The organism is Roseibium sp. FZY0029 (assembly GCF_036350355.1).
Taxonomy (GTDB): domain Bacteria; phylum Pseudomonadota; class Alphaproteobacteria; order Rhizobiales; family Stappiaceae; genus Roseibium.
Map to the genome: position 1 here is coordinate 279,061 of NZ_JAZDVZ010000008.1, position 24,806 is coordinate 303,866.

22 protein-coding genes are annotated in these 24,806 nt (G+C 61.3%); 15 read left to right on the plus strand and 7 right to left on the minus strand.

Annotation, left to right across the window (positions count from 1 at the left end; genetic code table 11):
• Positions 1-8 precede the first annotated feature (8 nt).
• The 5 genes from V1T76_RS22490 to V1T76_RS22510 form a co-directional block, all read right to left on the minus strand.
• Positions 9-1,214, minus strand: coding sequence for a geranylgeranyl diphosphate reductase (locus V1T76_RS22490; RefSeq protein ID WP_330562924.1), 1,206 nt, complete (start codon positions 1,212-1,214; stop codon positions 9-11).
• Between the two features lie 31 nt (positions 1,215-1,245).
• A complete protein-coding gene (locus tag V1T76_RS22495; RefSeq protein WP_330562925.1) occupies positions 1,246-2,616 on the minus strand; it encodes a BCD family MFS transporter in 1,371 nt (456 codons plus the stop codon).
• A gap of 22 nt (positions 2,617-2,638) precedes the next feature.
• On the minus strand, positions 2,639-3,550 hold the full coding sequence (gene chlG / locus V1T76_RS22500) for a chlorophyll synthase ChlG (RefSeq protein ID WP_330562926.1): 912 nt from the start codon (positions 3,548-3,550) through the stop codon (positions 2,639-2,641).
• A gap of 109 nt (positions 3,551-3,659) precedes the next feature.
• Positions 3,660-5,099 (minus strand): transcriptional regulator PpsR, encoded by a 1,440-nt coding sequence (gene ppsR / locus V1T76_RS22505; RefSeq protein ID WP_330562927.1) that lies wholly within the window; start codon positions 5,097-5,099, stop codon positions 3,660-3,662.
• Positions 5,096-6,076 carry a cobalamin-binding protein gene (locus V1T76_RS22510; protein ID WP_330562928.1) on the minus strand — a complete coding sequence of 327 codons (981 nt, stop codon included), beginning with the start codon at positions 6,074-6,076 and terminating at the stop codon, positions 5,096-5,098. The genes ppsR and V1T76_RS22510 overlap by 4 nt, the downstream gene beginning before the upstream one ends.
• Before the next feature lie 218 nt (positions 6,077-6,294).
• On the opposite strand from V1T76_RS22510, the gene bchF reads away from it, so the two are divergent.
• From bchF to idi, 15 genes are read left to right on the plus strand one after another with little or no spacing between them, the layout of a single operon-like run.
• On the plus strand, positions 6,295-6,822 hold the full coding sequence (gene bchF / locus V1T76_RS22515; RefSeq protein ID WP_330562929.1) for a 2-vinyl bacteriochlorophyllide hydratase: 528 nt from the start codon (positions 6,295-6,297) through the stop codon (positions 6,820-6,822).
• Positions 6,819-8,126: a ferredoxin:protochlorophyllide reductase (ATP-dependent) subunit N gene (locus tag V1T76_RS22520; protein ID WP_330562930.1), complete on the plus strand. Its 1,308-nt coding sequence runs from the start codon at positions 6,819-6,821 to the stop codon at positions 8,124-8,126. The genes bchF and V1T76_RS22520 overlap by 4 nt, the downstream gene beginning before the upstream one ends.
• Positions 8,117-9,664, plus strand: a complete 1,548-nt coding sequence (gene bchB, locus V1T76_RS22525) for a ferredoxin:protochlorophyllide reductase (ATP-dependent) subunit B (protein ID WP_330562931.1) — start codon at positions 8,117-8,119, stop codon at positions 9,662-9,664. The genes V1T76_RS22520 and bchB overlap by 10 nt, the downstream gene beginning before the upstream one ends.
• Positions 9,639-13,409 carry a magnesium chelatase subunit H gene (locus tag V1T76_RS22530; RefSeq protein ID WP_330562932.1) on the plus strand — a complete coding sequence of 1,257 codons (3,771 nt, stop codon included), beginning with the start codon at positions 9,639-9,641 and terminating at the stop codon, positions 13,407-13,409. Before bchB ends, V1T76_RS22530 begins: the two co-directional genes overlap by 26 nt.
• Positions 13,406-14,335 carry a ferredoxin:protochlorophyllide reductase (ATP-dependent) iron-sulfur ATP-binding protein gene (bchL, locus tag V1T76_RS22535; protein WP_330562933.1) on the plus strand — a complete coding sequence of 310 codons (930 nt, stop codon included), beginning with the start codon at positions 13,406-13,408 and terminating at the stop codon, positions 14,333-14,335. Before V1T76_RS22530 ends, bchL begins: the two co-directional genes overlap by 4 nt.
• A gap of 16 nt (positions 14,336-14,351) precedes the next feature.
• Positions 14,352-15,071: a magnesium protoporphyrin IX methyltransferase gene (gene bchM / locus V1T76_RS22540; protein WP_330562934.1), complete on the plus strand. Its 720-nt coding sequence runs from the start codon at positions 14,352-14,354 to the stop codon at positions 15,069-15,071.
• A complete protein-coding gene (locus V1T76_RS22545; protein ID WP_330562935.1) occupies positions 15,068-16,507 on the plus strand; it encodes a BCD family MFS transporter in 1,440 nt (479 codons plus the stop codon). Before bchM ends, V1T76_RS22545 begins: the two co-directional genes overlap by 4 nt.
• Before the next feature lie 36 nt (positions 16,508-16,543).
• The gene (gene puhA / locus V1T76_RS22550; RefSeq protein ID WP_330562936.1) at positions 16,544-17,323 is read left to right on the plus strand and encodes a photosynthetic reaction center subunit H; all 780 of its coding nucleotides are present in this window, start codon (positions 16,544-16,546) and stop codon (positions 17,321-17,323) included.
• Positions 17,320-17,994 (plus strand): photosynthetic complex putative assembly protein PuhB, encoded by a 675-nt coding sequence (gene puhB, locus V1T76_RS22555; RefSeq protein WP_330562937.1) that lies wholly within the window; start codon positions 17,320-17,322, stop codon positions 17,992-17,994. The genes puhA and puhB overlap by 4 nt, the downstream gene beginning before the upstream one ends.
• Positions 17,995-18,003: 9 nt before the next feature.
• Positions 18,004-18,498, plus strand: coding sequence for a photosynthetic complex assembly protein PuhC (gene puhC, locus V1T76_RS22560; protein ID WP_330562938.1), 495 nt, complete (start codon positions 18,004-18,006; stop codon positions 18,496-18,498).
• The gene (locus tag V1T76_RS22565; protein WP_330562939.1) at positions 18,495-18,800 is read left to right on the plus strand and encodes a hypothetical protein; all 306 of its coding nucleotides are present in this window, start codon (positions 18,495-18,497) and stop codon (positions 18,798-18,800) included. The genes puhC and V1T76_RS22565 overlap by 4 nt, the downstream gene beginning before the upstream one ends.
• The gene (gene acsF / locus V1T76_RS22570; RefSeq protein WP_330562940.1) at positions 18,797-19,906 is read left to right on the plus strand and encodes a magnesium-protoporphyrin IX monomethyl ester (oxidative) cyclase; all 1,110 of its coding nucleotides are present in this window, start codon (positions 18,797-18,799) and stop codon (positions 19,904-19,906) included. The genes V1T76_RS22565 and acsF overlap by 4 nt, the downstream gene beginning before the upstream one ends.
• A gap of 10 nt (positions 19,907-19,916) precedes the next feature.
• A complete protein-coding gene (gene puhE / locus V1T76_RS22575) occupies positions 19,917-20,768 on the plus strand; it encodes a putative photosynthetic complex assembly protein PuhE (protein WP_330562941.1) in 852 nt (283 codons plus the stop codon).
• 29 nt (positions 20,769-20,797) lie between these two features.
• Positions 20,798-22,015 carry a 5-aminolevulinate synthase gene (hemA, locus tag V1T76_RS22580; RefSeq protein ID WP_330562942.1) on the plus strand — a complete coding sequence of 406 codons (1,218 nt, stop codon included), beginning with the start codon at positions 20,798-20,800 and terminating at the stop codon, positions 22,013-22,015.
• Positions 22,016-22,044: 29 nt separating this feature from the next.
• A complete protein-coding gene (gene idi, locus V1T76_RS22585; RefSeq protein WP_330562943.1) occupies positions 22,045-22,569 on the plus strand; it encodes an isopentenyl-diphosphate Delta-isomerase in 525 nt (174 codons plus the stop codon).
• 115 nt (positions 22,570-22,684) lie between these two features.
• Here idi and pufC read toward each other — a convergent pair whose 3' ends face one another.
• A complete protein-coding gene (gene pufC / locus V1T76_RS22590) occupies positions 22,685-23,821 on the minus strand; it encodes a photosynthetic reaction center cytochrome PufC (protein ID WP_330562944.1) in 1,137 nt (378 codons plus the stop codon).
• 11 nt (positions 23,822-23,832) lie between these two features.
• Positions 23,833-24,798: a photosynthetic reaction center subunit M gene (gene pufM / locus V1T76_RS22595; RefSeq protein ID WP_330562945.1), complete on the minus strand. Its 966-nt coding sequence runs from the start codon at positions 24,796-24,798 to the stop codon at positions 23,833-23,835.
• Positions 24,799-24,806 lie beyond the last annotated feature (8 nt).

The following is a 24,806-nucleotide window of genomic DNA, read 5'->3' on the forward strand; positions in this document are numbered from 1 at the left end:
CAGGGCGCTCATTTCTGGCCCGCCGGAATGCGCGCCAGTTGGGCGAGATCCTTGAAGAACACCCGGACGTGGCCGAGCGGATCCCGGTGGACCAGGCGCTTGTTGAGATAGGATTCCCAGGTGAGACGCTGAATGTCCGGGTCGGCGCAGAGCGAAACGAACCGTTCCCTGAAGCGATCGCTGCGGTACCAGACAGCCTGCATGATACCGAGAATGAAAAAGACACGGCCATGCTCGGCCATGAAGCGGCGCCGGGCCTGGCGCAATGCACGCGCCTGCCCGGTGGCAAGGCTGGCTGCGACGGCATCGGCGCCGAGCGTGCCGCACAGCATGGCATAGTAGATGCCTTCTCCGGAGGACGGGGCAACCGTGCCGGCGGCATCGCCCAAAAGGAGAATGTTGCGGCCATTGTCCCACCGCCGCATTGGCCTGAGCGGCAAGGGTGCCCCTTCACGCCGAAGCGTGCGCTGCCCTTCGAGGCCGGCGCGGCTGCGCAAGACAGAGGTTGCCTGGCGCAGGTTGTGGCCCTTGACCGCGGAGCCGCAACCGACGGAGGTCTGGCCGCCATGCGGGAACACCCAGCCGTAAAAATCGGGTGAAACCTGGCCGTCATAGATCACGTCGCAGCGATCCGTTTGGAACCGGTTCGGGTCGGGTGATCGCGGGCTTTCGACAATCTCGTGATAGGCAAAGACATAGGGCGGTTTCTTGCACGCCGGAAACATCAGGCGTCGGACCGTGGAATTCGCACCGTCCGCGCCAATGACTTGTCTGGTCCTGACCTGGTGCGCGTTCTCGTCAGCGTCGCGGTCAGTCAGCTCTATTTTCAGCGTCAACACACCGTCCGGCATATCCTCCATTTCGGTCAGCTTGCCGGTGATGAGGCTGGCGCCTGCTTTTGCGGCGTGGTCGCGCAGATAGGGGTCAAAGGTTTCCCGGTCGACCATGCCAACAAATCCAATGTCGCCGATCTGCATTTCGACCGTGTTGCCGGACGGGGCGATGATACGGGCGGAGTGGGCCCTGGCGACCAGAAGCTCATCGGGAATGTCGAAGTCCTTGAGCGCGCGAGACGGTATGGCACCACCGCAAGGCTTGATGCGGTTGCCGGGATCAACCAGCACGACCGACAGGCCTGAGCGTGCGAGGCGTTCCGCGGCAATCGCGCCGCAAGGGCCTCCCCCGACGACGGCAACATCGTAGATCGAACGCATAACACGGTCCTTCCGGTGCGATTGGTTGAACTTATTCCGCGGGAACTGCTGGCGGACCCGCGTAGGCGGGGCTACGGCTACGCTCCGGTCGGCCCGATCCGATCCGCATGGCAATGCCGGCAGACATCAGAAACAGGACCGCCTCAAGGGCAAAGACAATCGCGAAAGCCGTTCCGTCTTGGGCGGTTGCCCACCGGCCGAGCGTCAGGGCAACGGTGCCGGCCAGTCCGCCGAGGCCGAAGGAAATCGCCTGGGCAGCGCCCCAGACGCCCATGCGCATGCCTTCATTCGCCTTCCTGCCGCCGCCTGCAAGGATCATCATGGTGCCGATCGCAGCGACTGCAAAAGCGCCGTTCATCAGGCCGAGCAGGAAGATATTCGCCTCAAGTGGCCAGAAGGGGGCGAAAGAAGCGGAAATGGCGAGGAAGCCGAGGGCAAGGCCCGATCCGACGCACCCAGTGACGATAAACATCTTCATCAGACCCGGCCTGCGTTTCGAAAACAGCCCGCCGGCGATGCCGACGAGCGCCATACCGACAAAGACGCCGCCATGCTGGACGCCCGAGAGCTGGGTGGTTTCGCCTGGAGACATGGCAAACAGCAGTCCGGCGAAGGGCTCAAGGATCAGGTCCTGGGTCGAATAAGCCAGCATGGAAAGAAAGATGAATACCGTCAGCAATCGTGCTTCCGGATCGCGCCAGACTTCGCGCACACTTTCGCGGAAATTACCCGGTTTCTCCCGGCCAGGCCGGTTGTCTGTCGTCGGCTTGCGCTCGATGCCGGCAACGGCGATCGCAGAGAGCAGCAGAACGGCCGCTCCCGTCAACGCGGTGACGGTGACAAGGCGCAGATGGGAATAGGGTTCCAGATTGAGGCCGGTGACAATGGAAGTCACGACAATGCCAGCGATCATGAGCATCCACGTGATAGTGGCCGCCGACGCCCGGCGCTCCGGTGCCGTCTTGGTGGCCATCAGGGCCAGGAGTGACGTGCCGCTGGCGCCGATGCCGACACCGATGAGCGCGTAGGCCACAAGAGCAGCCAGGAGGCCGCCTGCGAAGCTGTGTTCGAAGAGAAAAGTACTCGCGGCGGCAGCGGTTCCACTCACTGCCAGAAGAGCAAGGCCTCCCAGGATCCAGCTGGTTCGGGAATTGCCGATATCGGATCGGTGTCCCCAGAGCGGCCGCGATATCTGAACACCGTAATGCAGGCCGACCAGTAGACCGGGAATGACGGCGGCAAGGGCAAGTTCGACGATCATGACCCTGTTGAGCGTGGAGTTTGTCAGAACAACGATGGCGCCGAGCGAAGCCTGAACAAGGCCTAGCCGGAAAATGGAAAGCCAGCTCAATCCCGCTGTGACCGAAGCCGCGTTTTGCTTGGTGTCTCCCCGGACGAACATGGGGGTCTCCCTTCGAGAAGGTTTACAGGATTGGCGGCACGAGCGTGCGCAGCCCGAATGCGGTGATCATCATTCCCGTCACGTAGAGGCCGACGCCGATCGCCGAATACCAGACCGCAAACCGGACAGGATCACGGACGAAACGCACCATGCAGGCGGCCTGCAGCAGCGTGGCCATCAGGATTGCCAGGGCATAGATCGGGAGGCCCAAAACCCAGAGAGTAACGACTACTCCGACTTGGGCAGCCGCCATGATCGCGCACGCAATGATCGCTGCAGCTCGTGCACCATGCAGCACCGGCAGGGTCCGGATCCCCATCTTACTGTCGCCCGTGATCGCCTTGAAATCATTGAGGGTAAGGATGCCGTGTGCGCCAAGCCCGTAGAAGAGGGCCACGATCCAGACCGGAGCCTCGGGAACGACGCCGGTCAAGGCGGTCGCCGCCGTCAGCCAGGGCAGGGTTTCGTAGCTGAAGCCGACTGCGCCGTTGCCGATCCAGCCGTTTTGCTTGAACCGGAGTGGAGGGGCGCTGTAGCCCCAGGCAAATGCGAGACCAAGCAGGGCGGCCGCGAAGATGAAGGTGCCCATCAAGAAGGCAACCAGCAGGGACAGCAGCGACATGGCGATGGCGATGTAAAGCCCCCAGAAGCCGGGCATGCGGCCCGAGGGGATCACCCGGTGCGGTTCGTTGATCGCATCCACGTGCCGGTCGTACCAGTCATTGACCGCCTGACTGGTGCCGCACAGAAGGGGGCCAGCCAGCAGGACGCCAAGCAGAACAAAACCCAGCCGCCCGCCGAAGCCGTGTCCGGCGGAAATGGCGCCACAGGCATAGGCCCACATCGGTGGAAACCAGGTAATAGGCTTGAGCAACGCAACGACCGCGCCCGGCATGGGCCAGTTTGCCTGCGAAGGGTGACGGGTAAGTTCCATGCCAGGCATGCTATGCCTGGCTCAGAAAAGTGTCAATTAAAATTGACACTCATGGATATGGTTGACGTGTTACTGTCTCGGTAGGTTTACAGATTTTGAAAAGAAAGGCTCACGAGCCCGGGCGATAATTCTCCAGCCCATGACGGCGCAGCTTGATGTAGAGGCTTTGCCGCGACAGACCTAGCATCTCCGCCGCACTGGCGCGATTGTTCTGGGTCTTTTCCAGGGCGGCCTCGATACAGATCTTTTCAACAACGTCGAGAGACTCGCGGATCAGCTCCTTCAGAGGAACCTTGCCGACAAGGCTGGCAAAGCCTTCAGTCTGGTCTTGGGTGGCCGGTGGCTGCAAGGCGACTTTGCCGACGCTTGCCGGCTGCGGGATGACAAGCAACTGAATTGTTTCGCTGTTTCTGTCATATCGCGCGGAAAGGACTACATCCTGGTCCTCGCCGAGCGTATCGGTCAACACCGAGGAAAACCCGCTCAACGTTCTTTCGTCCTTGATGCGGGTGAACAGCACATTCAGCTCGACTGCGGATTTGCCCAGCCAATTGGACACATTGCGACCAAGCACCTGATTGTGCGTCGGTGCGTGAACCCGGTCCAGAAAGAGCGTATTGGCCGCCAGAACCATCCCATCGCTGTCGGTTTTCAGGGCTGCTTCCGGCAGAAGGTCGAGGTCAATATCAGCGCCATTCGCGTTGCGGGTGGTGTGATGTACGACCTCGTCCCCGGCCTCCTTGCAATCGCGCAGCGTGACGATCAGATTGGTGGCGCCATGTTCGCGATAGGCACGCAGCCGGGCGTCAACCCTTGCGCCCTTGGCACCGTGCAGAGCGTCAAGCTGGATCGGCTCACCACTGTGCCGGGCTTCTCCGATCGCGTCGGACAACCGCTCCCTGTCCTCTTTCTTGAACAGGTCGCGAACCGGCTTTCCGGTCAGATTTCCCGTGCCGCCGGTCAGGACTGAAACGGCGGCTGCATTGGCCTCCAGAATGGTTCGCTTCTCGCCGTCGAGCACCAGATGGGGTGTTTCGGACATTTTGAATACTGTCCGGTAGCGCGCCTCGGCCTGCCGCAGCTCCCTGTAGTCCGCCTCCATCGCAATCTGCGCCTCGACCAGCCGCTGCTGGTCCTGCATCTGCTGGCGCATTTCGTGTCCGACCACAATCGTATAAGGGAAGCCCGCCGCTGTGCCGGCACTGTAGGCCACAGGCAAATCCGGCTGGCCTGTAGCGCTATGGTTGACCTGATATCCTCGCGCCGGACGTTTTTTGGTGGCCGGGCCGAGCAGGGCGTCGATCTTGGGGGCCGATTCCACCGTGACGCAATCCCGCAGCGGTTTGCCGACAATCTTGGCCAAACCGTAAGCGTCGAGGTCTCGATTCCGGTAATGGAACTGGTTCACAATCCCGTCTTCATCGACGAGACAGACGATATCCGCTCCAAGCCCGATCAAGGTTGTCAGTGCGTCAGCGCCAAGCATCTCAAGCAAATCACTCTCGACCCCGATGTCTTGTGGTGCGCCTTGTTTAGAGGGAAGGGTCATTGGAATTGCCGATCGAACCTGCTTGTTTGTCTTTCGGCATTTCCATCCTTCAGCGCAGCAAAACCTTTGATCTTTTCCAAATTGTAAAAACTCTCGGAGACTTTAACCGCTGAAATCGCACTATCGCAAATACAATCGACGCCCATTTCCACAAGGAATTCAACAAAATCAAGCGCAGCGACGCCGCCGGCAATCAGTGGTGGCGTTTCATTTGCGGAAATCAATCTGATGTCGGCAACAAGCCGAGCGACATTCGGCTTCAGTCGCATGTTGCTCCAGCCAATGCAAACGACGTTGGCCTGGGCGATCTTTCTGGCAATTTCCGGCCGGGAGATAGATTCTTGCAAAATGACCTGCTGCTGCCAGCCCAATGTCTGGTAAAGGGCACCGGTCAGATAGGACATCAGGCTATGTTGTTCGTCGCGCGGCAGAATGATCGCAGCGAAGGGCGCGCGCGGATTTACCGCATCACGCTCAGCTTCTTCGCTCAGGGATTGCGCGAGAGACTGAAGTCGGGCTGATGCGATGGTAACATCGATAAAACTGGCGGCATCACACATCCAGTCCTTGCCGAGTTGGCGGGCGACCGCCTCGAGAACCAGAACCATTACGGCTGTCGGCGCTGGCACCGAGATGCCTTGTTCCGCCCCTGACTTTGTCCGCACTTCCTGCTGGAGATATGTGAGCAAATCCTGCAGCCGGGCTTCTGGAGCAAGTACACGTTCGCGCATGCCGGCTATTACGTTCCTGTAACGAACGTCGCTTTCCAGGCCCGTATCCAGCAGGCCAGATAGTTGCTCGGCGGTCATTGCAGCCACAGGTCCCTGAATGAGGCTGCGAAGCGCTGCCTGTTCACCTCTGTTGAGCTTGGCTTTTTTTACCACATGTCCCTGACGTGAAACAAAAAAATTCTCGTCGACATGGTCTGTCCGGCGAGTGTTCGCGGTCTCAACGGGTAATTCTGTTGTGCTGTTCATCCTCACTTTGCGGTCGGCCTCCCTGGCCTTGCGGAAAGGGGTCAAGCTCCGGCGTGCGCAGCTTTTGGTTTTATCGCACTTGTGAGCCCGCTTAGCATGACGTGGCCGTTACAGTATGTAAACAAAAATATACGTCAAGAAAAGTTGACACTTTTGCATTCGCGGCGTTACCCTTCCTCATCTGCTGGACCCTGTGTCGGGTTCGGGGGGAGGATCGAATGTCTGCAGGTGCAACCAGGAAATCGACAAAATCAGGGTTTCTTTATACCGACGAGGAGCGGCGGAAACGCGACGAGAGCGTCTGGACCCTGGTTCAAGGGATACTCGCGCCGGTCCAGTTCCTTGTTTTCCTTATCTCACTGGCCTTGATCGTCTCTTATCTAGTCACCGGCGAGGGGCTGGCGGCGGCGAAGTTCTCCATCGTGATCAAGACGCTGACGCTCTATGCGATCATGATCACCGGATCGATTTGGGAAAAGCAGGTCTTCGGCGTTTACCTCTTTGCACGGCCGTTCTTCTGGGAAGACGTCTTTTCCATGCTGGTTCTGGCTTTGCACACGGCCTACCTGGCGGCGCTCTATCTGGGTGCCCTGTCGCCGGCCGGCCTGATGCTGCTCGCGCTTGCCGCTTACGCCACCTATGTCGTCAATGCCGGACAGTTTGTCTGGAAACTGCGCCTCGCGCGGATTGATCAGTCGGCGCGGATGCGGACAGCCCAGCTGCAGGGGGTGGAGGCTGTTCAATGAACCAGACCTTCAAAGCCGGTTGCACGACCGCCCCAACCATCCGCCAGCGCGGCCAGCATGAGGTCTTTTGTGGGCTCACCTCGATCATCTGGCTACACCGCAAGATCCAGGATGCCTTTTTCCTGATCGTAGGCTCTCGGACCTGCGCGCATCTGATGCAATCGGCGGCGGGTGTCATGATCTTTTCAGAACCGCGTTTTGCTACCGCGATCATGGAAGAACGCGATCTTGCCGGCATGGCGGACATGCATGACGAGCTCGATCAGGTGGTCGAAAAGCTGCTAACCCGCCGTCCAGACATCAAGATGCTGGTTCTGGTCGGATCCTGCCCCTCCGAAGTGATCAAGTTCGATCTTTCCAAGGCTGCGGAACGGCTGAACCGGGTCCATGCGCCTAGGCATCGGGTGCTGTGTTACTCGGGCAGCGGCATCGAAACCACCTTCACCCAAGGCGAGGACAATTTCCTTGCGGCCCTGGTCGGCGAAGCTCCGAAACCGGAATCTGCCGACACTGCGGCGCGCCTGGTCGTTGCCGGTTGCCTGCCGGATGTGGTCGAGGACCAGCTTGCACGTCTGATTGCAGACCTGGGCGTCGAGGATGCACATTTCCTTCCGGGCCGCACGAGCGAAGCCGTGCCGACGATTGGGCCGGGAACCCGTTTCATCCTCGCGCAGCCTTACCTGGGTGCAGCCGCAGCCGCGCTGGAAGCAAGGGGCGCCAGCAGGATTGATGCCCTGTTTCCCTTTGGGGAAGAAGGCACCACGGCCTGGCTTCAGGCGATCGCGGACACCTTTGATATTTCCGCCGAGCGTTTTGACGCCGTCACGGCAGCACCGCGCAAGCGGGCACGGGCTGCGCTGCAGCACTATCTGCCCTGGCTTCAAAAGCAGCGCATCTTCTTCTTCCCCGACTCCCAGTTGGAGCCGTCCCTGGCGCGGTTCCTGTCGCGGGAGACCGGGGCTGAGATCGTCGAGGTCGGCAGCCCGTATCTGCACCGGGAACACGCAGCTGGAGAACTTGCCCTGCTGCCTGCCGGTGTTGCCCTGTCCGAAGGTCAGGATGTCGATCTGCAAATTGAGCGCTGCCGCGCCGCGGATCCCGATCTGATTGTCTGCGGCATGGGCCTTGCCAATCCGTTCGAGGCGGAGGGCCGTCTCACCAAATGGTCAATCGAATTCGCCTTTACACCCATCCAGGGCTACGAGCAGGCCGGCGATCTGGCCGAACTGTTTGCCCGCCCCTTGCGGCGCAGCGCCTTGCTGGCCGAAGGACTGACATCCGGGGAGGGCAGGCCATGCAGCTGAGCATGTGGACTTACGAGGGCCCGCCCCATGTGGGTGCCATGCGCATCGCCGCCTCGATGGAGGGCGTACACTACGTCTTGCATGCCCCTCAGGGTGATACCTATGCCGATCTCCTGTTCACGATGATCGAGCGTCGGAACTCGCGTCCGCCGGTTACCTATACGACTTTCCAGGCGCGCGACCTCGGCGGCTCTACTGCCGATGTCTTCAAGATCGCCTGCCGAGACGCCGTCGAGCGTTTCAAGCCGCGGGCGCTCCTGGTCGGGGCTTCCTGCACGGCGGAACTCCTGCAGGACGATCCGGGCGGTCTGGCCAAGACACTGGAGCTCGACATCCCGGTCGTTCCGCTGGAACTGCCCTCCTATCAGAAAAAGGAGACCTGGGGCGCCTCGGAAACCTTCTACCGTCTGGTGCGCACCTGCGCGGGCAACAGGACCCGGCCAGAGGCGATTGCTGCCAACAGCTGCAACCTGCTCGGCCCGACGTCGCTCGGTTTCCGCAACCGTGACGATGTCCGCGAAATCATGGCTTTGCTTAAGGAAAACGGTCTCGACGTGCGTGTTGTGGCGCCGCTCGGGGCGCGGCCCGAAGACCTTTCCCGGTTGCCGGAGGCGGCTTTCAACATCGTGCTCTATCCGGAGGTTGCCGAGACCACCGCGCGCTGGCTGGAAAAAGCCTATGGCATGCCTTTCACGTCGACTGCCCCTATCGGCGTTGCCGCGACCCGGCGTTTCGTCGCCGAAGCTCGTGCTCTGGCCGGATTGGAAGCGCATGCTGTTGGATCTGCCGACCAGGACAGGCTGACCTGGTACTCCAGGTCGATCGACAGTACTTATCTGACCGGCAAGCGCGTCTTCATTTTCGGCGATGCGACCCACGCGATCGCGGCTGCGCGGATTGCCGCCCACGAACTTGGTTTCAAGGTCTGCGGCCTCGGCACCTACATGCGTGAATTCGCGCGCGATGTTCGTGCCGCTGCAAAGGAGCACGGTGTTGAGGCGCTGATCACGGACGATCATCTTGAAGTGGAGGACGCGATCATCGCGGCCCGTCCGGAACTGGTGCTCGGCACGCAGATGGAACGGCATATCGCCAAGCGCCTCCGGGTTCCCTGCGCGGTGATTTCCGCGCCCGTGCATGTCCAGGATTTCCCGGCCCGCTATTCGCCGCAAATGGGGTTCGAGGGTGCCAACGTCATTTTCGACAGTTGGGTGCATCCACTGATGATGGGCCTTGAAGAACATCTGCTGGCGATGTTCCGGGACGATTTCGAATTCAACGATGAGGCAGCGGCCTCGCATCTGCATGCGCACAGTCCTGCGGCGGCGGCGTCCACCAAGGCCGAACCCGATGCGCCGATCGTGCTTACGGACGTCGAAACGCTCTGGACGCAGGAAGCCGAGCGCGAACTCAAGAAAGTGCCGTTTTTTGTCAGGGGCAAAGCCCGGCGCAACACCGAACATTTCGCCGCCGAAAACGGCATTCACCCGATCACCGTGGAGACGTTATACGATGCGAAAGCCCATTTCGCCCGATAGCAACCTCCCGATCCGGGTGGTTCTGGTGACGCTTGACAATCATGTCGCGGCGGCAGTCGACGATGCGCGCAAGCTTCTGGCAAAGGATCTGCCGGGGCTGACCCTGAGCGTTCATGCGGCGACGGACTGGGCGGACAATGCGGACCGTCTGGCCGAGTGCCGCGAGGCGATCCGCACCGGTGACATCATCATCGTGTCGATGATCTTCGTCGAGGAGCATGTCACGGCGATTGCCGATGCACTGGAGGCCCGGCACCTTTCCTGCGACGCCATGGTCTGCTGCATGTCTGCCGGCACGATCATGAAATACACCGCCATGGGGCGTTTCCGCATGAGCGGCGAGCAGAAAGGTCCGCTGGCGCTCTTGAAGAAGCTGCGTGGCGGCAGCAGCCGTGGCGGTAAGGAAAGCGGCAAGACTGCGGGTGAACGCCAGCTCGCCATGCTGCGCCGCCTGCCGAAACTGCTGAAGTTCATTCCCGGCACGGCCCAGGACGTGCGCACCTATTTCCTGACTTTGCAATACCGGATCGCGGCTTCTGACGAGAACATCGCCAATATGGTGCGTCTGCTTGTCGGAAAATACGCTTCCGGCGCGCGCAAGGACTTGCGCGGCAAGATCGCGGCGGCGGCCCCGAGGGAATACCCGGAACGGGGGCTTTATCATCCGCGCTCAACCCCGCGGGTCGCGACCCGGCTGAAGGACCTCGCCAGGGTGAAGAAGCCGAAAGGCACGATCGGCATCCTGTTGCTGCGCACCTACATTCTCTCTGGTGACACCGGCCACTATGACGATGTCATCGCGGCACTGGAGGCACGGGGGTTCAACGTCGTACCCGTGTTCTGTTCCGGGCTCGACATGCGCGCGGCTATCGACGATTTCATGACCGACGCCAACGGCAAGGCCACGGTCGACGCACTATGCTCGCTGACAGGCTTCTCGCTGGTCGGTGGTCCGGCTTACAGCGATGCGGCCGCGGCCGCGGAAACGCTCACCAAACTTGATGTGCCATATCTGTCGGCCTGCGTAACCGAGTTTCAGACCCGGGAAGGCTGGCAGGCCTCAACCCAGGGGCTGACGCCGATCGAGACCACGCTGATGGTCGCGATTCCCGAGCTCGACGGGGCCGTCGGTTCGATGGTGATCGGCGGCCGTTCCGGAACTAGCAGTCGGAAAGAGGCCTGCATCTGTGCGCGCCAGCTCGGCACTTGCCCGTCCGGACGGGCCTGTATGCGCCCCGATGACGAGCGGGTCGCACTCCTCGCCGATCGCCTCGCCGCCATGGTGAGGCTGCGCCAGACCCCGCGGGAAGACCGTCGGATCGCCGTCACCCTGTTCAACTATCCGCCCAATGGCGGCAATATCGGTACGGCCGCTTTCCTGTCGGTGTTTGAAAGCCTGCTGGAGACGATGAAGCGGCTCGCAGCTGAGGGGTATGATATTGAGGTGCCGGCCGATGCCGGCGCATTGCAGGACATGATCCTGAAAGGCAATGCCGACCGTTTCGGCACGGAAGCGAATGTCCATGTAACCGTGGCGGCTGACGATCATGTGCGCCAGGAAAGGCATCTTGGCGAGATCGAGACGCAATGGGGGCCTGCGCCGGGACGGATCCTGTCGAACGGTAGCGGCATCCATGTGCTTGGCCGGCAATTCGGCAACCTGCTGGTCGCCATCCAGCCGCCCTTCGGCTACGAGGGCGATCCGATGCGGCTCCTGTTCGAGGGGGGCTTTGCGCCGAACCATGCGTTTGCCGCCTATTACACCTATCTGCGCGAGACTTTCCGCGCGGATGCAGTCTTGCATTTCGGCACCCACGGGGCGCTGGAATTCATGCCCGGCAAGCACACCGGGTTGTCCGGCAGCTGCTGGCCGGACCGGTTGCTTGGCAGTCTGCCGAATTTCTATCTCTATGCGGCCAACAATCCGTCGGAAGGCTCGATCGCCAAACGACGCTCCGCCGCGACCCTGATTTCCTACCTGACCCCGTCGATCACGGAAGCCGGTCTCTACAAGGGCCTCAACAGCCTGAAGGCGAGCCTCGACCAGTACCGCACGACCGACCCCGGCGCCAGAGGCGAGCGTGAAAGGCTTTTGGAGGTCATTCGGGTACAGGCCGACCAGCTCGACCTGACCGGCGAGACCGGTGATCTGTCAGAAGAAGCCTTCGTGCAGCATCTGGTCTCGGCGGTCACCGAAACCGAATACGCGCTGATCCCGCACGGCCTTCATGTGGCTGGACGCGGCATGGCGGAAGGTGAACGCGCGGAAATGCTGGCGCATATGTCGGCCGGCCTTGTGACGGAGACCGGCTTCATCGCCGATCAAGCTCTGTGCCGGGCGATTGCGGCTTCCGACGGCAGCGCTCTGGAAGCCCTGTGCCGGGACCTCGGCGAAGATGCCCTGCAAGCGGTACACAGGCTCGGCGACATCAACAGCGAACTTGCTAACAACCGTGAACTGGACGGCCTGGTGCTTGCGCTTGACGGCCGGTTCGTGCCGCCGGCTCCGTCCGGCGACCTGATGCGCACGCCAGATCTTCTGCCGACCGGTCGCAACATTCACGGCTTCGATCCCTTCGGCATTCCCAGCCGCTTCGCGCTGGAAGACGGTGCGCGGCAAGCAGCACGGATTCTGGAAAGAACCTTGAAGAGCGACGGAAAGTTGCCCGAAACCGTGGCCATCGTTCTCTGGGGGACCGACAATCTGAAGACCGGTGGCGCCCCGCTCGCCCAGGCGATGGCCCTGATGGGCACGCGGCCGCGTCTTGATGCCTATAACCGGGTCTGCGGTGCCGAACTGATCCCGCTGGAAGAGCTGAATAGGCCGCGCATCGATGCGGTGATGACCCTCTCCGGGATCTTTCGCGATCTCCTTCCGATCCAGGCGAGCATGCTGGCCGAAGCGAGTTATCTCGCCGCCACCGCAGACGAGCCTGTTGAGCAAAACTTCATCCGCAAACATGCGCTTGCCTATTGCAAAGCCAATGACTGCGACCTTGAAGCGGCCGCCTACCGCGTCTTCTCCAACGCGGACGGCACCTATGGCTCCAACGTCAACATGCTGATCGCGTCCTCCGCGTGGACCGACGACGAGGAAATCGCAGAGACCTATACCAACCGCAAGAGCTTCGCGATCAGCCGCAAGGGCAAGACCAGCCGCCAGACGGCGCTCTTGAATGCCGTCCTGTCGGAGGTCGACATGGCCTATCAGAACCTGGAGTCGGTCGAAATCGGCGTCACGACGATCGAACACTATTTCGACACGCTTGGCGGTCTGTCCAAGGCGGTATCCAAGGCCAGGGGCGGTGTCGATCTGCCCGTCTATATTTCCGACCAGACACAGGGCGAAGCCAAAGTTCGCTCGCTGGGCGAGCAGGTAGCGCTGGAAACCAGGACCCGGACGCTCAATCCGAAATGGTACGAGGGCATGCTTCAACATGGCTATGAGGGCGTGCGCCACATCGAGGCGAACGTAACCAATACCCTTGGCTGGTCGGCAACGACTGGCGGTGTGGACCCCTGGGTCTATCAGAAAATCACCGAAACCTATGTGCTCGACGAAGCCATGCGCCGCAGGCTTTCCGAGCTCAATCCGGCCTCCGCCGCGCGGGTCGCTGCCCGCCTGCTGGAAGCCCAGGAACGCGATTACTGGCAGCCGGATGCCGAAACGCTCGAGGCTCTGCGTCGGGCGGGAGAAGAACTCGAAGACCGGCTTGAAGGCCTGGTAACGGAGGCAGCCGAATGAATATTTACACCCATCCCAAGACCGCCGAACAGGAAGCGCGCACGGCCCAGAAGCTGCGCGAACGGGCGGACGGGGAAGGCAGCGTCCAGGTGCATCTCGATACGACGATGGAGATCGAAGGCGCGAAGGTTTTTGCCATCTACGGCAAGGGCGGCATCGGCAAGTCGACCACGTCTTCAAACCTCTCGGTTGCATTTTCCAAGCTCGGCAAAAGAGTTCTGCAGATCGGCTGCGATCCCAAGCACGACAGCACCTTCACCCTGACCAAGAGCCTGATCCCGACTGTCATCGACATTCTGGAACAAGTGGACTTTCACACCGAGGAATTGCGCCCGGAAGACTACATGGTCGAAGGCTTCAACGGCGTGCAGTGCATTGAAGCCGGCGGGCCGCCCGCCGGCACTGGCTGCGGCGGATACGTCGTTGGCCAGACCGTGAAGCTCCTGAAAGAGCACCATCTTCTCGATGATACCGATGTGGTCATTTTCGACGTGCTCGGCGACGTGGTCTGCGGTGGTTTCGCGTCGCCGCTGCAACATGCGGAGCGGGCGGTCGTGGTCGCAGCCAACGATTTCGATAGCGTCTTTGCCATGAACCGCATCGTCGCCGCGATCAAGGCCAAGGCCAAGAACTACGAAGTGCGCCTTGGCGGCGTCATCGCCAACCGGTCCCGCGAGACCGATCAGATCGACCGCTACAACGAGGCGGTCGGCCTGAAGCGCCTGGCACATGTACCCGATAGTGATCACGTGCGCCTCAGCCGCCTGAAAAAGGCAACGCTCTTCGAGATGGGCGACACGCCGGACATCAAGGCCATACAGAACGAGTATCTCCAGCTTGCCGAGCAACTCTGGGCGGGCACGGAGGCCCTGAACGCGGAACCGATGAAGGACCGGGAGATCTTTGAATTTCTCGGCTTTGAATGAGGCTTTGGGAGCAAGCATGACACGGGCCAGCTACATCAGACGCACCGGTGAAATTGAACACTATTTCGACCGCACGGCGCTGGAAGCCTGGAAGCGCCTGACCGGCGACCAGCCGGTGAGCGGCATAAGGGCGACGGTTCGCAAGGGCCGGGAAGACATGCGCGCAACCCTGTCCGGCTGGCTGCCGCAGGATCTTACCGGCTGGCGCATCCTCGACGCAGGCTGCGGCTCGGGCGTTCTGTCCTTTGACCTGATGGCGCGGGGGGCAGAGGTCGTCGGCATCGATCTATCGGCCCAAATGGTTACGTTTGCCCGCCAACGCGCATTGGAGCTTCAGGCGAAGAGAAGCGTGCCGGCTTCCGGCTCTGTCGAATTCCATAGCGGCGACATGCTCGACCCGCATCTGGGTATGTTCGATGCCGTTATCGCGATGGATGTCCTGATCCACTACGCGCCGGAAGACGCCAAGCGTGTGCTGGAGCAATTCGCTGAACGCACCCGCGAGCGCTTGATCTTCACGCTGGCGCCAAGCTCTCATCTGCTTCGTGCCATGCTGATGATCGGCAAGGCCTTTCCGCGCTCGGACCGGGCGCCGGCCATTTATCCCACACAGCCGGAGCGTCTCGCCTCCCAACTGGTCACGCAACCACACATGAGCGAGTGGAAGGTTGGCCGCAGCCACAGGATTTCGGTCGGCTTCTACACGTCTCAAGCCGTGGAGGTGACCCGGAAATGATGTTCGGCGCCGCAAACCGCAAGATGATCGTGCTCTGGCAAAAAGCCGGACTGCGCTTCATGCCGTTTGCGGATGCCGCCACAAAAGATGTGCCGCTTTCTCGACTGTTGCGGCTGGCGCTGTTCCAGGTCTCCGCTGGCTGTGTGCTGGTTCTGTTGACGGGCACGCTCAACCGGGTGCTGATCGTTGAACTTGGCGTTTCGGTCGCGCTGGTCTCGGCCGTTGTCGCCATTCCGGTTCTGGCGGCACCGCTTCGTCTCTTCTTCGGGTACCGATCCGACACCTATAAATCCGTGCTCGGCTGGCGGCGCGTGCCTTACATCTGGCTCGGAAGCCTGTTGCAGTTTGGCGGCCTTGCCATCATGCCCTTCGCGCTATTGCTGCTGCAGTCCCAGACACTCGGCCCCAGTTGGGCGGGTGCTGCGGGCGCAAGCCTCGCATTTCTGCTGACCGGGTTCGGCCTGCACATGGCCCAGACGGCTGGCCTGGCGCTGGCGACCGATATCGTGCCTCGGGACAAACGTCCCCGGGTGGTCGCTCTTCTCTACGTGATGCTGCTGGCAGGTATGATCGGCGCATCTGTTTTCTACAGCATCTTCCTGGTTGATTTTTCGTCCAAGCAGCTGATCCAGGTCATCCAGGGCACGGCGGTCTTCACCATAGCGCTCAATGTGATCGCCATGTGGAAGCAGGAATCCCGGGATCCCAACCGGACGTCGAAGGACCGCGAGCTGATCGGCTTCCGGGAGGCATTGGCGGACTATCGGCGCGACCCCGGCACGCTTCGTCTGTTGCTCGCCGTTGCCGTCGGCTCAGCGGCCTTTTCCATGCAGGACATTTTGCTGGAGCCCTATGGCGGCGAGATCCTCGGCATGAGCGTCGGCCAGACCACGCTGCTTACCGGCCTCTGGGCGGCAGGGACCATGGCAGGGTTCGGCTGGGCTGCGTGCAGTCTCAATCACGGGGCGCATATGTACCGGGTTGCAGCGCGCGGCCTCTTGATCGGCATCGCCGCTTTCCTTGGTGTGATCTTCGCATCGCCGCTCGGTCTCGATGGCCTTTTCTATGCGGGCGCAGCGGGCGTGGGTCTCGGCGGCGGTCTGTTTGCGGTCGGCACCATGCTGGCGGCGATGGGCATCTCGAAACGCGCCGACAGCGGCATTCTGGTCGGCGCCTGGGGCGCGGTTCAGGCGACCGCCATCGGGGTCAGTCTTCTACTGGGCGGGGTCATCAAGAACGCCGTCAATGGGTTTGCGCTCGATGGTGCGCTCGGGACCGCCATGGACACGGCGTCGAGCGGATATCTCGTCGTCTATCACCTTGAGATCGGGCTGCTTTTCATTTGCCTGGCAGTTCTCGGCCCGCTCACCGGACACCGCTACCGGCAGGACAGCGGCAAAGACATGCGATTTGGGCTGGCCGAAATGCCCGGTTGATCCGGGAAAAGGCCGCCATGTGGAGGAGGAATGACCATGACCGGTTCCGTCGTCGGCAGCATAGATGTCGCCCAGGTGGTGCTTTATGCATTCTGGGTCTTTTTCGCCGGGCTCATCTGGTACATCCGCAAGGAGGACCGGCGCGAGGGCTACCCGCTGGAGGATGACGTCTCCGGCGCCTACAACAAGAGCCCCTGGCTCTTCGTGCCGGACAAGAAAACCTTTGTCCTGCCCCATGGCCAGGGCACGAGAGAAGTGCCCGATCTCAAGCGCGACGAGCGGCCGCTGAACGCCGAGCGGATATCCCGCGCACCTGGGTATCCCGTGGAGCCGACCGGCAATCCGATGCTGGCCGGGGTTGGTCCGGGTTCCTGGGCCGAGCGTGATGACGTTCCCGATCTCACAGCCCATGGCGAAGCCCGGATCGTGCCGCTGCGCATGGCCCAAGGCTTCGACATTGCCGAGGGCGAGATCGACCCGCGTGGTTTGCCGGTGGTCGGCTGCGACGGTCAAACAGGCGCCACGGTCAGGGATGTCTGGGTCGATCGCTCCGAGCACCTGATCCGCTATTACGAGATCGAGGTCGAGGGTGGCCCCGCCAGCGCACTCCTGCCCAACAACTTCGTCGTCATAAAGAAAGGCAGGGGCAACAAGCCATATCTCTATGTCCATGCCGTCACTTCGCAACAGTTCGGTGATGTGCCGGCCCGGGCCAAGGCGGAAACAGTCACGCGGCTCGAGGAAGACAAGATCGCAGCCTATTACGGGAGCGGTCTGCTCTATGCCCTAAGGAACCGCCGGGAGGCTCTGCTGTGAAACAGTTTGTCGCCCGTGAGCACGAGATCGAGCCCGTCCCGGGCCTGCCAGGTTATCTGCCCGAGGGCGAGGAGATGCTCTGGCAAGGCCGGCCATCGGCGCGGTTGGTCGCTCGTCATGTTCTCAAGACCCGCTGGATTGCAGGATATTTCGCCCTGCTGGCCGTCTGGGCAATCGTCGGCGGGTTTTACGACGGACGTCCGATTGCGGGAATCGTCTTTTCGGTCGCCGTACTGACGGCGCTGGCGACCGTCCTCATAGGCATGCTGGAGTTGTTCGCGTGGGCAGTTGGGAAAACGACGCTCTATACGATCACGTCCCGCCGGGTGGTAATCCGATTTGGCGTGGCCTTCTCCATGACCCTCAACCTGCCGTTCAAGCAGATGAACGCGCTGTCGCTGGCGGATCTGGGCGGTGGCGCGGGGCATGTTGCAATCGAGTTGCTGCCCGGGCACAGGTTGTCCTGGTTGCTGCAATGGCCACATGTGCGTGCCTGGCGGTTCGCCGATCCCGAGCCGAGTCTGATCTGCCTGGGTGATGCAAAGAAGGCAGCTGACATCCTTGCGCTCGCGATTACCCAGTATGCATCGCTGAATTCCGGTCACGCCCGTCTTGAGGAAGGCGCTCCCGAGCTGGCAGCCGTTCCACCGGCAGTCATGGCGGCGGAATAGGAGGAGATCATGGCGTCGGCATCCCACCTTGGGTATTTTTCTGAGCGCAAAGGCAGGCGCGCCAATGTGTTCCCGGCGGGGATCCTGATAGGCGCGGCTCTGCTTCTGGGCTTTGCCGCTGCAGCGGTCGTCTTCGGACAGGCAACCGGTATCGGCGTGATAAAGCACCGGACCGGTGCACCCGTAGCCATTCGCGACATCATCCTTTCGCGCGGTGACCAGGATACGGTCATCGTGACGGATGCTGCCACGGGCAGCGAAATTGCGATTTACAAAAAAGACACAGGCGGATTCGTGCGCGGCTCGCTGCGCGCGTTCGAACGCATGCGCATGGTCGCCAAGGTTCCCGAAACCGCTCCCTATCGTCTCATCAAGTGGCAGGCCGGCACCGTCAGCCTGTCCGACACGGCGACGGGCGAGCGGATCTATCTGGAAGCCTTCGGCAAGGACAACGCGGCGGCTTTCGAGGCGCTGCTTGGTGCTCAGGGAGGAGCAAGCCAATGAACCCCATTTTTGCCTTGATGCGGCGCAGGGAGACAGTCGACTGCACCGTTGAAATCAACAACACCTTCGACCAGCTCGGCGCCCACGTGCGCTTCGACAACGGCATTGTTGTCCATCCCGGAGACGAGGTCTTCGTGCATGGCGCTCCAGTATCGATCCCTTACGGCCAGAGCGAGAGCTTCCGCCGCGAAGCGACGATCCGGCGCGCCGGACCGCTGGAACGCGCCTGGACGCGTGCGACCGGTGATTTCGAGATGATGGAACTTTGTGAATTCAGCTTTACGGAAAGGGCGCTGTCATGAACAAGCCAGTCTCAAAAGCCGATCTGGCCGATCCCAAGCCGACGGTCGAAGACCGCAAGACCGCCGTCAATGACACCACCCGAAGCGCCCTGGTTTCGACCATGCTGACACCGCGGTTCTACACCACCGATTTCGACGAGATGGACAAGATCGATGTCGAACCGGTCCGCGAAGAATGGGATGCCCTGATAGCCCAGATGAAAAGCGATCCCAACAAGGGTCATTTCAAGCGCAACGAAGAGTGGAACGACATCGATATAGATGCCCTGCCGGACGACCTCCGGGAGGAGCTGATCGACTTTCTCGTTTCTTCGCTGACCTCGGAATTTTCCGGCTGCGTGCTCTACAAGGAAATGAAGCGCCGCGGCAAGAACAAGGAGATCTGCGAACTGTTCGGCTATATGAGCCGGGACGAAAGCCGTCACGCGGGTTTTATCAACGACGCTCTGAAAGATTTCGGCATCGGGGTCAACATGGGCTTCCTCGCCAAGGCAAAGAAATACACCTACTTCAAGCCGAAGTTCATCTACTACGCCACCTATCTCTCCGAGAAGATCGGTTATGCCCGCTACATCACCATCTTCCGGCATCTGGAACAGCATCCCGAGCACCGCTTCCATCCAATCTTCAAATGGTTCCGGCAGTGGTGCAACGACGAGTTCTCCCATGGGGAAGCCTTCTCGCTGATCATCCGTTCGGACCGCCGCCTTCTGGAAGGTCGCAACAAGCTCTGGATCAAGTTCTTCCTGCTGGCAGTGTTCGCGACCATGTATGTGCGCGATCACATGCGTCCGGCGTTTCACAAGGCCATGGGCGTCGATATCGATGACTATGACATGCGGGTCTTCAAGCTGACCTCGGAAATCTCCAGGCAATGCTTCCCGCTTGAGCTGGATCTCGACAATCCGGCTCTGGTGGAAAGTTTCCGCCGTATGGAGCGGATCAACCGCAAAATGCAGGCGGCAGGCGCAAGGGGAGGCCTGAGCGGCCGGTTCGGCAAGGCCTGGTGGGGATGTGCGGCCGGAATGAACTTCCTGCGCATGTACATGATCCCGACCAAAAAGAACGAGCTGCCCGAGACCTCCCGGCTGCAGCCGGTCTGGTGAGGCGGCTTCCATGAACCTCGCGGCTCCGGTCATTGCTGTCCTGATTGCCATCGGCATCTGGTGGCTCTCGACCGGACTCGTGCTGGCTATGGTGCACTGGGCGGGCAAGAAGCGTCTGGGCCCCTGGCAACTGTTGCCGGCAATCACGCTGGTTGGCGTGATCGGTTTCCTGCTGATGCTTTATGGCAGCAGGGAGCACACACCGCTCGGCTCCTATGCGGGGTTCTTCGGGGCCCTGCTGGTCTGGGCGTGGCACGAGACCACGTTTCTGACCGGGATGGTCACCGGCCGGCGCAAGGTGGAATGCCCGCCGGGGCTTAGCGGCTTCGCCCGCTTCAAAGCGGCCTGGAAGGCGGTGTGTGATCATGAAATCGCGCTGCTGATCACCGGGGTCTTCCTGTGGTTCATGTTCCGGGACAGCGTCAATCTCTTTGGCCTTGCGACCTTCGGTTTGCTCTGGGGCATGCGCATTTCGGCCAAAGTGCTGATCTTCCTGGGGGCGCGTCATTCCGTCAGCGGTCTGATGCCGCCCGCCATCCTGCATCTGAAATCCTATTTCAATACCGGCCGGACGACGCCCTTTTTCCCGCTGCTGCTGGCGATTGCGGTCGGCCTGTTCGCGGTGCTGGTGGCCGGGGCGCTCCGGGCGCATCAGGACTATTCGGTCGTCGGCCATATCCTGCTGGCGAGCTTCATGGCACTCGCCATCGTCGAGCATCTCATTCTCGTGCTGCCGGTCTCCGACACCGCGCTTTGGCGGTGGGCCGTTCCCGGCGCGGCGCCTGCCGGCGCACCCAAGACACAACCACGCAAGCTGGCGCCCGTGGCGGCCGGCGCAGATCGTCCGGCTGAAACGCCTTGACGGCTCCAGAGAGGGAAGAGGACAAAACAATGGATATTCTCGATCACATGGAAACCGCTCTCTCCGGTTTGAGATCCGCCGGCAATTACCGCGTCTTCGCCGAACTGGAGCGCCAATGCAGCGACTTTCCGAAAGCGACCTTCTACGAAGAGACCGGCGAGATCCGGGAAGTGACGGTCTGGTGCTCCAACGATTACCTCGGCATGGGGCAGAATCCGGTCGTGACCGGCCGCATGACCGAGATCATCGAAAAATGCGGCGCCGGCGCCGGCGGTACCCGCAACATTTCCGGCACCAACCACTATCATGTCCTGCTGGAGCGTGAGCTTGCTGATCTCCATGCCAAGGAAGCGGCGCTGATCTTCACGTCGGGCTATGTCTCCAATTGGGCGGCGCTTGGCACGCTTCTTTCCAGGATACCGGGCATCATCGTCTATTCGGATGCGCTCAACCATGCCTCGATGATCGAGGGTATCCGCCATTCCCGTTGTGAAAAGCGCCTGTTCCGCCATAACGACCCGGCACACCTGCGCGAGTTGATGGCAGCTGACGATCCGGACGCGCCCAAGATGGTGGCTTTTGAGAGTGTTTATTCCATGGATGGCGACATGGCGCCGATCGAGGCTATCTGCGACGTGGCCGATGCGTTCGGAGCGATCACCTATCTCGACGAGGTTCATGCGGTCGGCATGTACGGGCCGCGCGGTGGCGGTGTTGCCGAACGTGACGGGCTGATGGATCGTCTGACCGTCATTGAAGGCACGCTTGGCAAGGCCTTCGGGGTCATGGGCGGTTACATCACCGGACCTGCGGTGCTGATCGACTTTGTCCGCTCGTTTGCGTCCGGCTTCATCTTCACGACGGCCCTGCCGCCGGCGCTGGCTGCCGGCGCCACGGCCTCGATCCGGTATCTGAAGGAAAGCAGGCAAGAGCGCCGCTTGCACCAGGCAAACGTCGCCAAGGTCCGCGCCGCGCTAAACGCACGTGGCATTCCACACATGGACAATCCCAGCCACATTGTGCCGGTGATGGTCGGCAATGCATCGAAATGCAAATGGATTTCCGATGTTCTCCTGACCGATTTCAACATATATGTGCAGCCAATCAATTATCCGACCGTGCCGGTCGGCACAGAGAGGCTGCGGATCACGCCGACACCGCTGCACAGCGATGCTGATATTCGGCATTTGGCGCAGTCCTTGTGCGCGCTGTGGTCGCAATGCGCCCTGGCGCGCGCGGTTGCGTGAAACTCCGCCAGGAAACGGACACTGAACCCATGAACAGGCATATCATCATCCCGGCGATCGCCGGCGACGGCACCCTCTATCCCGTCGAGAAGATGGAGGCCCATGTGAAGGGCCTGCTTCATCTGGCGGTTTCCGTGTTCGTCTTCGATGGCGACAGGCTGTTGATTCAACGTCGGGCGGCCGCCAAGTATCACTGCGGCGGCCAATGGGCGAACACCTGCTGCAGCCATCCGCATTGGGAAGAAAGCCTGGAAGCCTGTGCAGAGCGCCGGCTGGACGAAGAGCTTGGCTTCACCCTGCCGCTCATGCGGCATCAGACGGTGGAGTATGCGGCAAGCGTCGGCGAGGGCCTTAGCGAGCATGAACGGGTCACCCTATTCAGTGCCCAGGTCGACAGCAAGTCTCTGGAGATCGTTCCCGATCCGGACGAAGTCGATGCGGTGCGCTGGATCACTCCGGAAGACCTGCATCAGGAAGTCAGCGCTGCCCCGCAGGACTTCACGCCCTGGTTTCAAATCTACCTTCAGCGCTTTCCTGGTCTGAAGTTCGACTGAACGGACAAGCACACATTCGAACGGTCGTCTCTGTCCCGCTCACGACCGGATCGTCACCTGCACCTGCACAAAAAAAGGGAGCCCGAAGGCTCCCTCGATGCGCACTGGCTTGCCGTCAGTCTTTGGCATCCGCCACTGTGGTCCTGGGAGGCAGCGCGGATGAGGTGGTCGGTGCTTGCGCACCCATCACCTGGGTTTCGCCGGGCACATAAGTCGAATAGTCCGGCACGTCCGTCGGGCCCTTCTTGTCGAGGGCATCGACATAAGCCTGCAGCATCGAGACGCCGTAGAGCGGCTTCTGAACACCGTTGTGGCATGTCGCGCAGCCGACCTTGAAGACATCGCCTTCAGGACCCTTGCGGTGCGCGGGGAAGACGGGAGCGAGGCCGGTCAAATAGTCCGTGTTGAGCGCCCGCGTCATGTTGATGCCGTGCCAGGCGGTGACCCGCTGCGGCGGGCTCTGGTCCCAGTCGTTGAAGGCTCGGGAATTGTGGCAGGTGACGCAATTTACCCCGAGCGATTCCGACATGTACATCATCAGGGACCAGGTTTTCTCCGTTTCCTTGACACCCGCCGGATTGGTTCCGGTCGGCAGGGCGGAAAGCGAATGCACGCGGATCGGCTCGTCACCGAGCAGATAGTCCATGAGCGCATTCTGCGGCAGAGAGGTGTTGCCAGAATATGTGCCGGCGACATTCTGTCCGGCCCGGCTCATGTTGCTGGCCGGTTTCGGTTCCTGGTCGTCGACCCAGTAGTCAAGCGGGATGCCATGACCTCGGTGGCAGGTGTAGCACGTCACACCGGTGGCACCGACATGGTCGCCCCAGTCGACATTGATCGCCTGGTTCATCTGGATCATGCGCCGGGCGACGACTTTCTGGTAAATCTGATCCGAGGCCAGGTTTTCCAGGTCATGGCAGTATTCGCAGCCTTGTTCAGGTGCGATCCATTCCGTGATCGAGGCCATGAACTGGTTGAATTGGTCATCCGAAAGGTCGCCCAGCACCTGAACGTTCTCGTAAAGGTCGCCCGCGCGATCTCCTTCCGGATCCGCCTCCCAGGGCGCTTCGGGAACCACGTTCGCGACCTTCAGCGCCTCAAGTTTCTCGACATCCTGTTCCAGATACATGCCGGTGCCCCGGTAGCCGATCTGGGTGGATTCGACCGGCGGGGCGTCCCAGCCGGCACCGACAAAGCTGGCGACAGCGAGCAAGGCTCCGGCGGAAGCAGCAAACGGTATCCAAAGTTGCATTTTCCTTCTCCTTACTGCGCGGCCGGGTCAACGACATCCGGATAGATGTCGGGCAGCGGCGAAACGAGCCCGTGCTCAATGCCCCACAGGTACCAGTTGTCGACAACGGTGCCGGTCAAGAGGATGCCGATGCCGCCGGTGAGCGGCGTCAGGATGGCGAACCACCAGGCCCAACGGTGAACGGATTCCATCGTGGCGTTGAAGCCCATGGTCCAGCGCCAGAACAGGGCGGCGCGTTCCGAGGCGGTGCCCCGGTCGGTGATCTGCTCCAGCTCCCGTTCGCCGCCATATTTGCCGACGGCCAGGATGGTCGCGCCATGCATGGCAAACAGCAGCACCGAGCCATAGAGGAAGACGATTGAGAGGCAGTGGAACGGGTTGTAGTACAGATTGCCGTAGCGGATTGAAAAAGCCGCGGTCCAGTCCAGATGCGGGAAGATGCCGAACGGCACGGCTTCGGAAAAGTTACCCATCAGCAGCGGCCGGATGAAGCCGAGCACCAGGAACAGCCAGATTGCCGAGGCAAAGGCCCAGGCCACGTGAGTGCCGAGTTCGAGCTGGCGCGCGCGCCGGTAGACCCGGAGCCACCAAAGCAGAACGGAGGCAGTCAGGAAAAAGCCGGCGATCAGCCACCACCCGCCGTCATTGAGTGGTGGCAAAACCTTGATGCCATAATGGGCCGGCGGCGGTTCCAGGCCTAGCCAGAATAGCTGGCGCACGAACTGGACCGGGTCCCAGCCGACCGAGGCCAGCATGTTCAGCCCGATGATCTCAAAGGCGATAAAACCGAAGAGAAGCGACAGTGATCCGAGATAACCGAGATAGATCGGTCCGAGCTGGGCATTGCCGATCCAGCCGAGCAGCCGCGACATTTTCGGCGTGCCGCGGCGCTCGCTGTCTCCTCTGGGCAGCGGCATGCCGTCTTCGGCGGGGCCGCTGATCTGAACGATTGTCAGGATGTTCTGATATTGGCTCATGACGGGTC

Coding starts and splice junctions, on each gene's coding strand:
- V1T76_RS22490 (WP_330562924.1), bottom strand. CDS start 1,214: ATGCGTTCGATCTACGATGTTGCCGTCGTCGGGGGAGGCCCTTGCGGC.
- puhE (WP_330562941.1), top strand. CDS start 19,917: ATGAACCTCGCGGCTCCGGTCATTGCTGTCCTGATTGCCATCGGCATC.
- acsF (WP_330562940.1), top strand. CDS start 18,797: ATGAACAAGCCAGTCTCAAAAGCCGATCTGGCCGATCCCAAGCCGACG.
- V1T76_RS22565 (WP_330562939.1), top strand. CDS start 18,495: ATGAACCCCATTTTTGCCTTGATGCGGCGCAGGGAGACAGTCGACTGC.
- hemA (WP_330562942.1), top strand. CDS start 20,798: ATGGATATTCTCGATCACATGGAAACCGCTCTCTCCGGTTTGAGATCC.
- bchL (WP_330562933.1), top strand. CDS start 13,406: ATGAATATTTACACCCATCCCAAGACCGCCGAACAGGAAGCGCGCACG.
- idi (WP_330562943.1), top strand. CDS start 22,045: ATGAACAGGCATATCATCATCCCGGCGATCGCCGGCGACGGCACCCTC.
- puhA (WP_330562936.1), top strand. CDS start 16,544: ATGACCGGTTCCGTCGTCGGCAGCATAGATGTCGCCCAGGTGGTGCTT.
- bchF (WP_330562929.1), top strand. CDS start 6,295: ATGTCTGCAGGTGCAACCAGGAAATCGACAAAATCAGGGTTTCTTTAT.
- ppsR (WP_330562927.1), bottom strand. CDS start 5,099: ATGACCCTTCCCTCTAAACAAGGCGCACCACAAGACATCGGGGTCGAG.
- V1T76_RS22545 (WP_330562935.1), top strand. CDS start 15,068: ATGATGTTCGGCGCCGCAAACCGCAAGATGATCGTGCTCTGGCAAAAA.
- bchB (WP_330562931.1), top strand. CDS start 8,117: ATGCAGCTGAGCATGTGGACTTACGAGGGCCCGCCCCATGTGGGTGCC.
- V1T76_RS22520 (WP_330562930.1), top strand. CDS start 6,819: ATGAACCAGACCTTCAAAGCCGGTTGCACGACCGCCCCAACCATCCGC.
- puhC (WP_330562938.1), top strand. CDS start 18,004: ATGGCGTCGGCATCCCACCTTGGGTATTTTTCTGAGCGCAAAGGCAGG.
- bchM (WP_330562934.1), top strand. CDS start 14,352: ATGACACGGGCCAGCTACATCAGACGCACCGGTGAAATTGAACACTAT.
- chlG (WP_330562926.1), bottom strand. CDS start 3,550: ATGGAACTTACCCGTCACCCTTCGCAGGCAAACTGGCCCATGCCGGGC.
- V1T76_RS22495 (WP_330562925.1), bottom strand. CDS start 2,616: ATGTTCGTCCGGGGAGACACCAAGCAAAACGCGGCTTCGGTCACAGCG.
- V1T76_RS22530 (WP_330562932.1), top strand. CDS start 9,639: ATGCGAAAGCCCATTTCGCCCGATAGCAACCTCCCGATCCGGGTGGTT.
- pufC (WP_330562944.1), bottom strand. CDS start 23,821: ATGCAACTTTGGATACCGTTTGCTGCTTCCGCCGGAGCCTTGCTCGCT.
- V1T76_RS22510 (WP_330562928.1), bottom strand. CDS start 6,076: ATGAACAGCACAACAGAATTACCCGTTGAGACCGCGAACACTCGCCGG.
- pufM (WP_330562945.1), bottom strand. CDS start 24,798: ATGAGCCAATATCAGAACATCCTGACAATCGTTCAGATCAGCGGCCCC.